This window comes from Bacillus sp. J33 (assembly GCF_000518885.1).
GTDB lineage: Bacteria > Bacillota > Bacilli > Bacillales > Cytobacillaceae > Cytobacillus.
Map to the genome: position 1 here is coordinate 1 of NZ_JAEL01000125.1, position 14,193 is coordinate 14,193.

The window sequence follows — 14,193 nt, forward strand, 5'->3', positions numbered from 1 at the left end:
CTACTACCTGAAAGGATAGTGTAAATATGAGTATGGCGGACTATAAAGGAAAGGGTAATGTTCAAGAGACACCTTTTGGTTATACAATATCAGTGATTGGTGGTAAATGGAAAATGCTTATTATTTACCTTCTGGCAGAAAACCAACCAGTTCGATTTAATGATTTGAAAAGAAAAATAGGAGCTATTACNTTNAAAACATTGAGTTCACAGCTTAAAGAATTGGAAGCAGATGGGATTGTTAGACGCAAAGAGTATCCCCAAATTCCCCCTAAAGTTGAGTACAGTCTCACACATAAAGCAGAAACTCTATTACCTGTTTTGGAACAGTTATGTGAGTGGGGAGAAAAAAACAGCAATAAGTAAGCTCCTTCTGTATAGCTGATGAAATTAATAGCATCATCCATTCCAAAAACGTGAAAGTTTTTTTTCGAGAGCAATTAGAAAACTGTGGATTTAATTCTTTGTTCATGAAGGAGACGTTTGTGGAATAAAGAGATTTAAAATAATCAATCTTTTTAAAAAATAGTTATTAAAAATAAGAAAGCTGTCATTTTGATCAAACTTTATTCAAAACGACAGCTTTTTATATACTGTAAAATTAAGGATTTAGAGTAATTTATAATCAAACTTTATTCTAAACCAACAAAAGCAGTAAAGTTAAAAGCTCCAGTTACTCTATTCCGCAATCGGGCCATATTATTGAATAACAAAAGCAAGCATTACATCGATTTTTTTACATATAATTCCTTGTTAGCATTTAAATATAGGGAGGAAATATGTGTAATGATTGATGAAAAATTACAAAAGGATGTCATTGTTGTTGGTGGAGGACCAGCGGGTATGATGCTGGGCTTATTACTGGCTAAAGTTGGTGTTCAAGTAATCGTCTTGGAGAGCCACGATAATTTTGATCGTAAATACCGTGGAGAAGTGCTTCAGCCCCGTTTTATTCAATTGCTTAATCAATTGAAATTACGCGAGTATATCGAACAATTGCCTCATTCTAAGCTAAAGAAAGGTGCTTTTTATCATTATGATAAAAAGAAAGGTGACTTTGATTTTACTTCCATGATTGCTGAAGCACCTTATGCTCTCTGGATTCCTCAGCCTATTTTACTTCAAGCACTCTACAAAAAAGCAAAGGAATATCCAACGTTTGATATGATGTTTCATGCCCCGGTAAAAAAACTAATTGAGAAGGATGGAACAGTAACAGGAGTAGTTGTTGAACGGGAAAATAAAGAGCTGCTTGAAATTCAGGCGAAAATAGTAGTCGGAGCTGATGGACGGTTTTCCACGATTCGTCGTTTAGGTGGTTTTGAATTGGAATATCAACATTATCCTGGTGATCTAATCTGGTTCAGTGTAAAACGGCCTTCTCATTGGGGAGAAGAATTACGATTTAAAATCACAGAGGGACACAGCTATATAACACTGCCGAAATACCCTGATTTACTTCAAGTAGGCATTGCTTTACCACGGGGGGAATGGAAAGAAACACAGCGTCAAGGTATAGAAAATTTTCGTCAAGAAATTATGCATGCTAACAAAGGATTTCATGAATTTGCTGAATCTTTGGTTGACTTTAAACCGTTCGTACCACTTCAAGCTAAAAATCATATGGTTAAAACGTGGGCAAAGAATGGCTGCTTGCTGATCGGTGATGCTGCTCATTGTTCATCTCCTGTAGGAGCTATAGGAGTTTCTTTAGCAGTAACGACAGCAGTTGTCGCGGCTGATGTTATTTGGAATGCGCTACAAAAATGTGATGTCTCAGCTAAAGTTCTCTGTAGAGTCCAAGAAATTCGAAGTGAGGAGATTGAGGAAATTCATCAAATTCAAGAGCGAATGGGAAATTTGTTTTTTACTTCGTCAAAATTTGTTAAAGGGATCCGACCATATATCGTATCTGCTGCTTTCAAGAGTCCCCTTTTTTCGATGATCCAGAAGAAGCTATTTGTCATGAAAAATCCTATAGCCATTAATCCCGAATTTGTATTCGATTAATAACAAAATTACGATCATCTTTGTTAATTGTAAAAACGGCTCTTTGTTCTTTAGGGCTGTTCGGGGTTCACGTCAGGTGGCGGGTTCCATCTGTTGGTGTCGATGATGTATGTTCCATAGAGAAAAAGTTCTTTACTAGAACAGGCAGTTGTTCTTAAATAAACGGGCCATTTAATGGAATAAAATCCCGAACAAAACCGGATGTTTATATGAGATTTTGAAGAAATATACTTAAACTAAAGGTACAGTTATGTAGAATAAGGGTTTGGTATATTTGCAATAACCCAAAATGCGAATTAACCAAACTCCTTATTATGTTTATAATCCTCACTTCCCGATAAACTGGAACTATCCTAATAAAAGTCCGAATGTATTTTCAAGATATATGGTGTAATCGTATTGTTAAATACCCATGCTATGAGGAACATCAGCAAAGTTAACCCCACAATGGACAATCCTATAGAAACCAAATTCTTTCTTAAAGTATTCATACGTTCGCTTACTTTATAGGAACAAAAGCCAATTGTTGCACCCATTGTATTTATAATAATATCCTCAATATCAAAGCTTCCTAAATAAGTTACCATTTGAACAATTTCCATACATAGAATAAAAAACACAAACAAGACAATAAACTTAAAGTATGTTTTAAAAGGATTTTCAAACACCATCGGCACAAGTATTCCAAACGGAATAAATGCTAGAAGGTTGCCAAGAGCAAAGATCCAGAGTTTGATAATATCTATTGAAAAATGGTTAGGAAGCCATAAGGGAATCCGAACAGGTATTAACGAATACCGATATTCACGGAGCTCTGCCAGCTGCGGACGTCCGAATCCGAAAAACATGAAGTATATCAATACAGCTATATAAAAGCCCAAGAGTATAAATAGATACCTCTTTTTATTTTTTTGTTGTTGTATCAACTTTCAAATCACTTCCCTAGTCTACAAATTCTAATTTATCGAGCTGCACATTATATATAATAAACGACTTAATTTATATTTTAAAACAACTTATATGCAGATAATCATAAATTTTATCCTCCGCAATCGGGCGTAATTCTGAAATAAGGAAAGCGTCTTTCTTCATGAAAAGGGCCATATAATTGAACAAGCCTGTTAAAATGATAATTGATTTTCATCAAAAACAAAACTATATTTTTGTGAAAATTCCAAATTCCTTGAAGGAGAATGAAATATGCAATTTGAAAAAATACGTTTCTGCTCATTTTAAAATATATTGGGAAATCCAAAAATGTCTTCTTGGGGGGGGTTAAGTGAGCGAAGAAATACCGGAAAAACACCTATTTATGATGTGTACTTCTTTAAATTTAAAAGCTATAAGAGAACTGCCTAAAGGCTATCATTTTCGTCTTTGTAGAAAAGATGAACTGGATATATGGAAAGCAATGCATTTTGACACATCTGAATTAGCAAGGGAATACCACGGCTTCATGACCGAGTATTTTAATCAGGTCTACCTTCCTAAAGGTAATCTTTTTTTCAAAAGCTGTTTATTTGCGTGTAATGAAGATGATAAGCCCATTGGAACTTGCTTTTTATGGAAATCCTATAATCAAATATGGACGATTCAATGGTTTAAAGTGGTAAAAGAGTATGAAGGTAAAGGGATCGGTCGAGCGTTACTATCCCATGTTATGAGATCCCTGCCACACGAAGAATATCCAGTTTTTTTGCATACTCATCCCTCTGGATATCGAGCAATAAAATTATACTCTGATGTAGGTTTTAAACTACTAACTGATCCTGTTATTGGAAATAGAAAAAATGAGTTAGAAGAAAGTTTATCTATTTTGGAGAAGTACATGCCAAAGTTAGATTTTGAAAAACTACAGTTTAATCAAGCTCCAACATCGTTCTTAACTGCTGTTAGTTCCTCAAATATAGATGAATTTTAAAGGTGATTATATGTAGTATTCCGTTATAGGGCGCTATTCTGTAATAAGGATAAGCGCTCATTTTTCATTTTAGGGACAGATTGTTGAATTACAATTTAAATAAAATCCATATTAATGTTAAAATATAGAAAAGATTATAAAGACTCGTACTTAACTAACCGAATCCTAATCAAGTAAGGGGTGAGTATTGGAGGGAGAGTAATGGCAAGGTTTATTGATGATTTAGCTGGGGCAATCTATGATTTCTGCAAGTTTATTTTCAAAAGTATATGTTACCTATTTGCAGGGATGTTAATTGGTGGAGTCCCACTTTATCTAATTGCTTTAGCGTTTAAAATGTTTAATTAAAGGGCGCCATTTCAGAGCAGAAATGGCGCTTTTTAATTAAGTCATTAGCCGCGATGGTGAAAAATAGTAAAATTTATTGAAAGGAGCTGTTTGTAATAAAAACTAAAGTCAATTATCCATTTATTTATTTTTTTATGGAACCCAATGTAGTTTTCGTTTATAAAATAGAAACACAAAATTATGTAACCGTTTCAGACTTGAATGAAAATGGGGAATGGCAAACGCATGAATTAGAACATGAAGCTGAATTTGAGAAGTTTAATCATGAAGAGAGCAATCCACTTGAAGGTAAAGGATATATGGTTAAACAAAGCGATGTGAACACAATGGTAGAAGTCGTGAATAACTACATTCAAAAATACCGACATTCTTTTTCATCCACCTTGGCTGTGGCAGGTGATCAAGTTGCGCCTGTACATATCGTTTCCTCAGAATCTGCAGCAGGTTCATTAAGAGTAGGACTTGAAAGACCAAAGGTTGTGATTGGTTTTCCAGACTCATTTTCAATTGGACCATTGTGGAAATTAGATGAGAAAGCAGGACAGAGGTTTCGCAATGAATGGTTATATGAACATATCAATTATGAACAAGATGATTATGAATATGAAAATAAATATGCAAATACCTTGAGGGAGTTAGATGATATTCCCGGGCAGGTTCCCATTTACATCTGGTATGGTAATAATGCGGATGAACAAACTGGTCTGCGGTTTCTTCTCTTTTTACTGCGCGGCAAAACAAATGATGTTTTTCTCATGAACTCCACCGAACTCTATGAAAGATACATAATGCCTAAAGTTAGAGGTCAAAAGATTTCACATACAGGCCATATCGAATCAAAAGAATTAAGACTCCTATTTGAAAAAGGCAGGAAGAACCCGCCTATATCTGAACAAGAACGGATGCAGCTTCAAGTAGAGTGGAATTCCTTGGCACAAACGAAAGAAGTCTTGCGTCTATGGATGAAGGATGAAATAAAGGGCGTTAAAGAAAATCACTTCGATCCACTGATCATAAATACTATTGAAATGCTGCATCGTAAGCAGGAAAAAAAGGACTTTATCAAGGCTGGAATGGTGATTGGAGAAGTCCTATCAGGGACAAACGAATTGATTAATGCTTTCTTCTTAGAATATAGGATTCGGCATTTAATATATAGTGGGTTCCTTGAACTAAAAGGAATACCAAAATCAATGAGACATTATAGTGTTAAACTGCGGTGAGGAGAATGATTCATTCATATCTTCCATAATCGGGCGCGATTGCAGGATATGAAAATCTCTCTTATTTATTAAAGTATTGGGTTAGAAGGTGTCATAAGTAATGAATAATTACTAAATGGTGGACATACACCTCTTATGATGAGAGGTGAAAATGTGGTAATAACCCGTAGAATCTAAAACGATGACAGGTTCAGCGACAGTGTGTCGTTCGACCTCTGTATAAAATACATAGAAATCTTGCAATCCTTTAGTATCGTATTTAAATTTAAAAGTCTTTCCAAAAGGGTGCTTTCTTGCCAGGAAAGCTTGAACTTGGCTTTCTCCTTTTGCGACGTCCAGGCCAATCACTGGATCCATACTCTATCACATCTCCTCATATTTAGACTTGTCGGTAGCCCCTGTCTTTCTTGTAGTGTCATAGCTTCGCTTGTAATGCGGGGGCTAAGCCCCAACCAGCCTCAAACATGTTTCTACAAGTAAGGGGTGGACAGTATAACGGACGGGATCAAACAGTCCATACCCCGACTACCTAAAGAATAACCTATAAAAAAATAGGCCAACCAGATAAAATATTGATCTGGGTGACCTTATAATACGAAGGGGGCTATCCTCTAATAAGGATTTCCGCCCTATTTTTTTGATCTAAAGAAGCTGTAGTGTTGAAGGAAATTTGTATTATTTTTCATAAAGTGGAAATTATATAGTTGAAAACAGAAAGGAGGGATTAAGTGGAAACGAGTATGAGCGTGGAAGAAGTTATGAACCAAATCTCTAAACTTATGCAAAAAGAAGGGCAGCAACTTCGTAAGAAGCAAGTAAAAAAGTCAAATCCAGAGCTAATGAAAAATGCATTGTATTATTTTCCAAGTTGGGAAACTGCAATAGAACAGAGCGTTGGATCTTAACCTTCAACTGTACATAAAACATTTAATTTTCAAATAGATGTATTATCCGTCTATTTTTGTAAAAATTAAAAATTTATTGATTGAACCACAGAAACTGCCTGACGGGAAATGGCGGTTTTTGTGGTTTTTTATTTATGGATAATCGATAGCTTATTTTATTTAGCTGCTGGGCGAAAATAAGAGCCGGATTCAACAGCCTTTAATATTATCAGGATCTACAGCAATCGGGCCAGATTCTTGAATAATAAAGTGGCATCCTTTTGTATCGGGTCAGTTAGTAGATGAAACCATTTTTGATGTAATTACGTAGTTAGTAAATAAAGTTCATAATTAAGGCGGGATATTCCTGTGAACATTCTTTAAAATTCAAGGGATGAATAAGAAAAGAGAATAAATGAAAAAGAGAATAAATAAACTTTAAAGGGCAGGTGGTGAAAAAAATGGAAGAGGACAAAAAGTATGAAAGAGCGAAGAAAAGGGTGGAAAATCTAAAGGCATTTTATATCCATTTCATTGTCTATATTCTTGTGAATACCATGTTAGTCATCATTAACTTAATGAACTACGAAGATGCAGGCCGCTGGTGGTTTGTATATCCACTGTTGGGATGGGGAATCGGATTGGTCTCCCACGGGCTTTCTGTGGCTTCATTTGGATTGTTTGGGCCGGATTGGGAGGAAAGAAAGATAAAGGAATATATGAAGAAAGATAACAGAAATGATTAAGATTTTTGTTCATGACCGGAAGTCGGTGAAGGCTTCCATTTTTTATTGTTAACAATAATTATTGCCGGATTATGCTATGAACTAAGATCTTCCACACTCGGGCGCGATTCTGGAACAAGAATTAGCGCTCAGTTTTCATTTTAGGGCCATTATCCTTATAAGAGAATCGTTTATTTGTAATCAATATTCAATTAACGGGGGCAGTTTTGTGCAAGCAGGAAATTCTAAAAAAATGAAGAATGGTATCTAGTGATTAAAGAAATGGGGGATTTATTTGAATAAAATTCTATTACACATAGAAGGATTTGCGATCTTATCATTAAGTCTTTATGTTTACTCATATAATCAGTTTAGCTGGGTTTTGTTCGTTATATTGTTATTAGCCCCAGATATATCAATGCTCGGATATATACTTAATAACAAGGTTGGTGCTGTGCTTTATAATATATTTCATACATACAGTTTATCAATTGGTGTTGTTATATGTGGATTATTGTTATCAAGCCAAACTGTCTTAGCAATAGGTATAATATGGACTGCGCATATTGGAATGGATAGGATGATTGGATATGGATTGAAATATCCAACCGATTTTAAAGACACGCATTTAAATCATGTTTAATCCAAATATACCTGTAAACTGGGGCGTTTGTAAAATAACGAAGAAGCCATTTTTATAGCACTTTCGCATTTTTAAAACTTCCGCAAAAGGGCGCTTTCCTTGCATAAGGATCAGCGCTCATTTTTTATTTTAAGGCCAGATCGCTTAATATGTAGTATTTATTATGAAACATTTTATTCGAAAAATCCGTACAATTAGTAAAGGCTAATAAAGTCGAGGTGTCTTATGAGCATAGGTACAATAATATGGGGAATGTTAATACTTTTGGCACTCCAACTTCTCATATCAGAGTATTTTGTTAGAAGATTGGATATTAAAAGAACAAAAAAAGGAGCATTTACAAAAGGAAGAAGAAAAACATTTATTGCTATTGAAATGATACTTATGGTTTTATTCTTTTTTTCTGCTTTTGCAATTATTGACTACTATCCTTACTCAGTAAGTCTTTCTATGACTCTGTTTTTCTCATTAGTATATTTGTTTCGAGGAATTGAAGAGTGGATTGTAAATAAAGGGGATAAAGGATACTATCACGAATGGTTAGGTTCAATTACACTTTTATTCATGTTTTTATTTTTTTATATTAGCATGGTTCAAAACTAACGAGTTCTTCAGTTCAAGAAGGGGTGAGGCAGCAACCTTTTCCTTATTTGACTAAAAGATTGGATTAATGATCTTCAACAATAGGGCGCTTTTCCTGAATAAGGATAAGTGCCCGTTTTGCATATAAGGGTATCCTTAACAGTAAATTATTTAAGGTACAATTCGATCAATAAACCGAAGTCTTGACTTCAATCTAAAGTTGCAGGGAACTTCATTCTATTTATCGATTCCTGAATCAATTTTAATCGTTACAATAAAGAAGACGAAGCAAGAAGTCTGCATCAAGCTTTGTAAAGCGGTATTGAAAAGTTGTAGCTAAGAAAGGAAGTGTACCCTATGAAACTTAACCATATCAATCTTACGGTCACTGACGTTAACGCTGCTCGAGAGTTCTTGGAGAAATATTTCGACTTGCAAACCAAGAGTATAAATAGCGATTCATTTGCTGTAATGACTGACGATGACGGATTGTTACTAGCTTTGATGAAAGGTAGCCAGGCCAACTACCCCAAGTCCTTTCATATTGGCTTCTTTCAAGAGAGTAAAGAACGAGTAAACGAGATCAATCAACGATTGAAGGATGATGGATTTGATGTGAAACCGCCCAAAATGGCTCATCGATGGACATTCTATGTTAAAGCCCCAGGCGGATTTACAGTGGAGGTACTCAGTTAAGTAAGGCTTATTCGATACATGGATTACCTCATGCTCCAAAGAATCAGGCGATGTCCGTGACCTAAATGATTTAAAAGCAATGGTGGTATAACAAGAAAAAGGACCATGTTCCAGTACAGAGCAGATGCAATTGATGAGAAATGAGTGTTAAGCAATCCAGATAGTAAGAATAAATAAATGAGAAGTTATTTTTAATACACTATAATCGGGCGCTTTTCTGAAATAAGGAAAGCGTTTTTCTTTATGAAAAGGGCCAGATTGAGGAGGATCTTCTCCAAAGATAATTGGATATTTATATTAAAGTTAGATGGAGATTGTGAAAGAATGTATTTAGCGCAGCGTGGAAAAAACGACTCTGCGCATAGTTGAGAAATTTTCGATTTTATAGGATTCTCCTATTATTTCTTCTATTTATTTTTCCTTTAAGCTAGCTTTGGACGTCTCCCCGCAAGCTTTATTGTGGGGAGAGTCTTTAAATTCTCTAGAATTGCGTGCGATTAAATATTAAGTGTTAACCTTTTAATAAATACCTTAGCGATTTGAGAGGAAGGTTTGTTTTTTGGTCGGACCCATCCATAAGGAATAGGCTCATTTTCAGGGGTATTCAAATCAATGATCTTCATCCCCTGTTCGTACCTTGGATTTTTATGAAAAGAAAAGTCTAATCCGATGGTAACGGCTAACCCTTTTTCAATCGCATTATTAATTGCAATCGTGTTATTTGTCACAAAAAGAATATTAACATCCCCATATTTAGCAATGTTTTCATCCATAAACTGTTGGATAATGTCATCATCATAAAGTACAATTGATTCTTTTATCAGCACTTCTGGGGTAATTGATTTTTCTTGGGATAATTTAGATTTTGTATTAACAGCAACCACTATTTTTCCTTCTAATACCCTTTCGAAGACTAGATCATTATTTTTAGGAATATATTCTTCATTTATCACCATTAAGCCGATATCGACTTTATTCGTAAGAATATTCTCGATAATTTCCTTCGGTCCTTTCTCAGATATTTCGATTTTTACATCTGGAAAATCGGTTTTAAAACGCGCTACAGTATCAACAAGTAAGTGCATCGGTCCAGGAATGGTTGCAATTCTTAATTCTCCTGATAGGGTATTTTTATACGTATCTACTTCTTCTTTTAACTCATTTATTTTTGTTAAAATTTCTTTAGCCTTTTCAATGACGACTTTTCCTTCCTCTGTTGGGACAGCTTTTAGTCCTCGGGATCGAGTAAATAATGAGACACCTAATTCTTTTTCTAATAATGAGATCGATTGACTAACTGCAGATAAGGTAATATGGGATTTTTGTGCAGCCATAGTTAGTGATCCAGATTTTGAAACTTCAATTATATATTGTAATTGCTCAAGATTCATTTTTTTGCTCCTATTAAGTTTAACTTAATTATTAATTAGTAAATCTAATTATTCTTTAATATTATACGGTGCTAGAATAAAGAGGCAATAGGATGACATTATATTAATAGTACTTTACGTTTAAAGGGGAGTTATACTATGAAATACAATCATATTACTGTAGCTGGCAGTGGGGTTTTGGGAAGCCAAATTGCCTTCCAAACTGCTTTTAAGGGTTTTAATGTGTCTGTTTATGATATCAATGATGATGCTTTGGAGGCTGCCAAGGATCGAATCATGGAGTTAAAATCACGTTATCAAGAAGATTTAAAAGCAAGTGTGGAAGAAGTGGATTCTGCGTATAATCGTATTTCTTTCAGTTCTGATTTAGCAAAGGCAGTTTCTGAAGCAGACCTAGTTATTGAAGCAATCCCTGAAGTGGTGCAGATTAAAATTGAATTTTACAAGCAATTAGCGAAGGTAGCACCTGAAAAGACAATTTTTGCAACAAACTCTTCTACTTTATTGCCAAGCCAATTTGCAGAAGCTACAGGCCGGCCAGAAAAATTTTTAGCTTTGCACTTTGCGAATGAAATTTGGACAAATAATACAGCAGAAATCATGAAACATCCTGGAACAGATATGAAAGTGTTTGATGATGTGATTGAGTTTGCCAAAGCAATTGGAATGGTGGCTTTACCGCTGCATAAAGAACAACCAGGCTATATTTTAAATTCTTTATTAGTTCCTTTTCTAGAAGCTGCACAGATGCTTTTCTTAAAAGAAGTAGCTGATCCAGAAACAATCGATAAAACTTGGATGATTGCAACAGGTTCACCAAAAGGCCCGTTTGCTATTTTAGACGTAGTGGGGATTAAAACCGCATATAATATTTCCCTTACAAAAGCAGAGGCGGATGTTCCCGGGTTTGATAAATTAGCTGAGAAATTAAAAAAGGAATACATCGATAAAGGGAAACTTGGAAGAGAGACTGGAGAAGGATTCTACCAATATCCCAATCCTAGTTTTTTAGAACCAGACTTTTTAAAAAAATAAAGACTCACGATAGAACTTTAAAACAACCAGTGTCTTAAATAGACACTGGTTGTTTAGTTCCTTATTTTTTCTTCAAATGAGTGTAGCTATTTATCAAGTTACTATTTTTTATATCCCCCAAAATGAAAAAAATAAGATGATTCCAAGAAAAGCAACTTAAAATTTTCATTTTGGGGGTATTCACTCTTCTTAGCTTGATGGCTATGTGGCTGGACCCTAATAAGTTCGCTCTTTGTAGGATTTGATAAAAAGGTTGTGTGAATGTTAGAATGCCTCTGATTAGTATCGTACGATTATTACAAGAATCCTACATTCATAACGAAGAAAAACTAATAATCCCCATCTACATCTGTAGGTAGGGATTATTTACGCTTACTTCAATTTTTTTGTAAAAAATTAACTATTTCGGATTATTGGTCTATCAATAATGGGCTGATTGAATCCATACTTGCCATGCAGAATTTAGCTAACTCATTCCAGGTCAGCAACTTCTTCAAGGGAATGAATAAGAGACATATGATTTATTGGTGACGACATGATGATCAGAATTGTATAGGTTCCATATTTATCGCACTGATTGCCGAACTTTTCAATTGAGTACGTGGAGTCAGTCACGACTTTTAATAAAAAATTGTGATCACCACTGATACGATGACACTCCTTAATATAAGGAGATGAACGGGCAAAATCAAGAAATGCATGGCAATCTCTAGTTCGAAAAAGCATATATGCTGCTGAACCTTTACCTATTTTTTCCGGAGAAATGATTGTTCGATAACCCGTAATAACTCCTTTTTCCTCCATTCGTCTGACTCTTTCCGTTACAGCAGGTTGGGACAGACCCACACATTTCCCCAGCTCTGTCATCGATATTCTCGCCTGCTCCTGAAGATAAAATAGGATTTGTTTATCTATTTGATCCAATTTTATTCCCTCCTTTTAAATTTAAGGTTTTATATACATAATAACTTGTATTCCTTAGTAAACAAGTCATAATTACTCGATTATTGCATGTAAAATATATGAATTAATTATTATAATAAACTTGTCTTATTAAAGTATCAATACATTAAAGTTCAGTTAGGGGAAATGTTTATGAAGGTCTCGTTGCAGAAAGCACATCGTTTATTTAAAGGAAATCTGCCAAGTTATTCAGCATCCGTTGAGGAGATTCGCGAACACATAGAAGATATATTTGCCCTACTTCCTGTAGCAAGTGATTTGGTTACAGAAGAGGTTGACATTGATGGAATGAAAGGGGAATGGCAAACATTTCCTGAATCCAGAGAAGACCGTGTGCTTTTATATTTGCATGGTGGTGGGTTTATGTATGGGAGTATAGCTACACATCGAGGTGAATCCAGCGAATTAGGGAGAGCTGCTAAAGCTCGTACATTATCCATTAATTATCGTCTGGCGCCAGAACATCCTTTTCCAGCTCCAATTGACGATGCGTTGAAAGCCTACAACTGGTTGCTGGAACAAGGATATCGTGCCAAAGATATCATTATTGCTGGTGATTCAGCAGGCGGTAATCTTACTGCAGCCCTTATGATGAGTATTAGGGATACCATGACCCCTTTGCCGGCGGGTGGTATAATGATATCCCCGTGGATTGATTTAGGACAAAACGGGGAGACATATATCACCAAAGAAGGTGTAGATCCGGTTAATACCAAAGAAGCAATCAAACAATTAGCTGATAATTATTTAAATGGTGTCTCACCTACGGTGCCATATGCCTCCCCTATTTACGGCGATTTGAGAGGACTACCCCCAATCTATGTAATGGTCGGAGAAGCAGAAATTATGTTAAGCGAGTCATTAACGTTTGTAACACGAGCAGCATTGGCAGGAGTCGATATCCATTTTAGATCTTGGCCTGCTATGATTCATAATTGGCTTTGTGCTCACTCTTTTCTGGAAGAGGCAAGAGAAGGAATATTAAGTGCTGGGGATTTCATGAACAAATTGTATGCAAAACATTAAACATTTTGTTTCCTTTCAAATAATTAATCTATAGAAGAGCGCCAATTGGCGCTCTCAGGCTGTCGACAAAGTCGACAGCTGTTTTTTGTATAAAGTTTAGCAACAATAGAGAGTGTCCTTTGTTTGAAAATACAACTAAATATGTAATTAAAAGAAGATAAAACCGTAAACGTATGGATAAAAATGTAAGAACCCTCCAAGTCTGGAGAGTTCTTTTTATGAGTGATTTGTAGCTGTTCGTTTAACTAACCGTAATGACTTGATCCTTCCGCTTTGCGCCAATAGCGTTCGCGCCTTTTCAAAGCCCGACCGCCGGCGCTGCGCCGACCGCGGTGGCCGTGTTAGTTGGTGTGTGCGATGGCGCTGATTTCAATCAGTTGCTCTGGGAATGCCAAGTAAGTCACGCCGATGAGGCTGCCGGCCGGTCGATGTTGTTCGAGGTATTCCTTGAACAGCCGGATGACTGGTTCGGAATGTTCTTGCGCATTTGTTAAATAGATCTCTATATAAGCGAGGTTGGACTTCGTGACACCAAATCCCTCCAGTACTCGATCGAGATTTTCAAGCGTCTGTCGGGNCTGTGCTTCGATATTGCCCTCGCCAATGAACGCACCCTCCATATCGTGGGAAAATTGCCCTGAAATGTAGATAGTGCCGTTGACGCTGTAACCTTGGGTAATACCGTGATCCCAAAGACCGTGATCGTAGGTTTTAACATTTTTCATTTTTTTCTCTCCTTTACTTCAA

17 protein-coding genes are annotated in these 14,193 nt (G+C 35.8%); 12 read left to right on the plus strand and 5 right to left on the minus strand.

Annotated elements, in window-relative coordinates; translation table 11 throughout:
- The first annotated feature begins 26 nt into the window (after nt 1–26).
- Nucleotides 27–365 carry a winged helix-turn-helix transcriptional regulator gene (locus tag L634_RS0125560; RefSeq protein WP_026584879.1) on the plus strand — a complete coding sequence of 113 codons (339 nt, stop codon included), beginning with the start codon at nt 27–29 and terminating at the stop codon, nt 363–365.
- 420 nt (nt 366–785) lie between these two features.
- Nucleotides 786–2,009, plus strand: a complete 1,224-nt coding sequence (locus tag L634_RS0125565) for an FAD-dependent monooxygenase (protein ID WP_026584880.1) — start codon at nt 786–788, stop codon at nt 2,007–2,009.
- Nucleotides 2,010–2,362: 353 nt separating this feature from the next.
- On the opposite strand, the gene L634_RS0125570 is transcribed toward L634_RS0125565, so the two are convergent.
- Complete coding sequence (locus L634_RS0125570) at nt 2,363–2,935, minus strand: VanZ family protein (RefSeq protein ID WP_198029828.1); 573 nt, start codon at nt 2,933–2,935, stop codon at nt 2,363–2,365.
- Nucleotides 2,936–3,288: 353 nt separating this feature from the next.
- On the opposite strand from L634_RS0125570, the gene L634_RS0125580 reads away from it, so the two are divergent.
- The 3 genes from L634_RS0125580 (at nt 3,289) to L634_RS0125590 (ending at nt 5,501) form a co-directional block, all read left to right on the plus strand.
- Entirely contained in the window at nt 3,289–3,930 is a 642-nt protein-coding gene (locus L634_RS0125580; protein ID WP_026584882.1) for a GNAT family N-acetyltransferase, read from the plus strand.
- Nucleotides 3,931–4,131: 201 nt separating this feature from the next.
- The gene (locus L634_RS34025; RefSeq protein ID WP_198029829.1) at nt 4,132–4,278 is read left to right on the plus strand and encodes a hypothetical protein; all 147 of its coding nucleotides are present in this window, start codon (nt 4,132–4,134) and stop codon (nt 4,276–4,278) included.
- A 134-nt stretch (nt 4,279–4,412) separates the two neighbouring features.
- Nucleotides 4,413–5,501 (plus strand): DUF1835 domain-containing protein, encoded by a 1,089-nt coding sequence (locus L634_RS0125590; RefSeq protein WP_051428417.1) that lies wholly within the window; start codon nt 4,413–4,415, stop codon nt 5,499–5,501.
- Between the two features lie 111 nt (nt 5,502–5,612).
- Here the strand turns inward: L634_RS0125590 and L634_RS0125595 are convergent, their stop codons facing one another.
- The gene (locus L634_RS0125595) at nt 5,613–5,858 is read right to left on the minus strand and encodes a hypothetical protein (RefSeq protein WP_026584884.1); all 246 of its coding nucleotides are present in this window, start codon (nt 5,856–5,858) and stop codon (nt 5,613–5,615) included.
- Between the two features lie 371 nt (nt 5,859–6,229).
- On the opposite strand from L634_RS0125595, the gene L634_RS34030 reads away from it, so the two are divergent.
- From L634_RS34030 to L634_RS0125620, 5 genes are all read left to right on the plus strand, one after another.
- Complete coding sequence (locus L634_RS34030) at nt 6,230–6,406, plus strand: hypothetical protein (protein WP_198029830.1); 177 nt, start codon at nt 6,230–6,232, stop codon at nt 6,404–6,406.
- 440 nt (nt 6,407–6,846) lie between these two features.
- Nucleotides 6,847–7,131 carry a 2TM domain-containing protein gene (locus L634_RS0125605; protein ID WP_026584885.1) on the plus strand — a complete coding sequence of 95 codons (285 nt, stop codon included), beginning with the start codon at nt 6,847–6,849 and terminating at the stop codon, nt 7,129–7,131.
- Between the two features lie 274 nt (nt 7,132–7,405).
- Nucleotides 7,406–7,753, plus strand: coding sequence for a DUF4260 domain-containing protein (locus tag L634_RS0125610; RefSeq protein ID WP_026584886.1), 348 nt, complete (start codon nt 7,406–7,408; stop codon nt 7,751–7,753).
- Between the two features lie 225 nt (nt 7,754–7,978).
- Nucleotides 7,979–8,356 carry a DUF4181 domain-containing protein gene (locus L634_RS0125615; RefSeq protein WP_084029016.1) on the plus strand — a complete coding sequence of 126 codons (378 nt, stop codon included), beginning with the start codon at nt 7,979–7,981 and terminating at the stop codon, nt 8,354–8,356.
- A 336-nt stretch (nt 8,357–8,692) separates the two neighbouring features.
- Nucleotides 8,693–9,031 carry a VOC family protein gene (locus L634_RS0125620; protein WP_026584888.1) on the plus strand — a complete coding sequence of 113 codons (339 nt, stop codon included), beginning with the start codon at nt 8,693–8,695 and terminating at the stop codon, nt 9,029–9,031.
- Between the two features lie 497 nt (nt 9,032–9,528).
- Here L634_RS0125620 and L634_RS0125625 read toward each other — a convergent pair whose 3' ends face one another.
- Nucleotides 9,529–10,422: a LysR family transcriptional regulator gene (locus L634_RS0125625; RefSeq protein WP_026584889.1), complete on the minus strand. Its 894-nt coding sequence runs from the start codon at nt 10,420–10,422 to the stop codon at nt 9,529–9,531.
- A 138-nt stretch (nt 10,423–10,560) separates the two neighbouring features.
- Here L634_RS0125625 and L634_RS0125630 point away from each other — a divergent pair, with 138 nt between their 5' ends.
- Nucleotides 10,561–11,457, plus strand: a complete 897-nt coding sequence (locus L634_RS0125630) for a 3-hydroxyacyl-CoA dehydrogenase (RefSeq protein ID WP_026584890.1) — start codon at nt 10,561–10,563, stop codon at nt 11,455–11,457.
- A gap of 471 nt (nt 11,458–11,928) precedes the next feature.
- On the opposite strand, the gene L634_RS0125635 is transcribed toward L634_RS0125630, so the two are convergent.
- Nucleotides 11,929–12,381, minus strand: coding sequence for an Lrp/AsnC family transcriptional regulator (locus L634_RS0125635; RefSeq protein WP_026584891.1), 453 nt, complete (start codon nt 12,379–12,381; stop codon nt 11,929–11,931).
- Nucleotides 12,382–12,552: 171 nt separating this feature from the next.
- Between L634_RS0125635 and L634_RS31765 the strand changes: the two genes are divergently transcribed.
- On the plus strand, nt 12,553–13,446 hold the full coding sequence (locus L634_RS31765) for an alpha/beta hydrolase (RefSeq protein WP_051428418.1): 894 nt from the start codon (nt 12,553–12,555) through the stop codon (nt 13,444–13,446).
- A gap of 341 nt (nt 13,447–13,787) precedes the next feature.
- On the opposite strand, the gene L634_RS0125645 is transcribed toward L634_RS31765, so the two are convergent.
- Entirely contained in the window at nt 13,788–14,171 is a 384-nt protein-coding gene (locus tag L634_RS0125645; RefSeq protein WP_026584892.1) for a RidA family protein, read from the minus strand.
- Nucleotides 14,172–14,193: the final 22 nt, after the last annotated feature.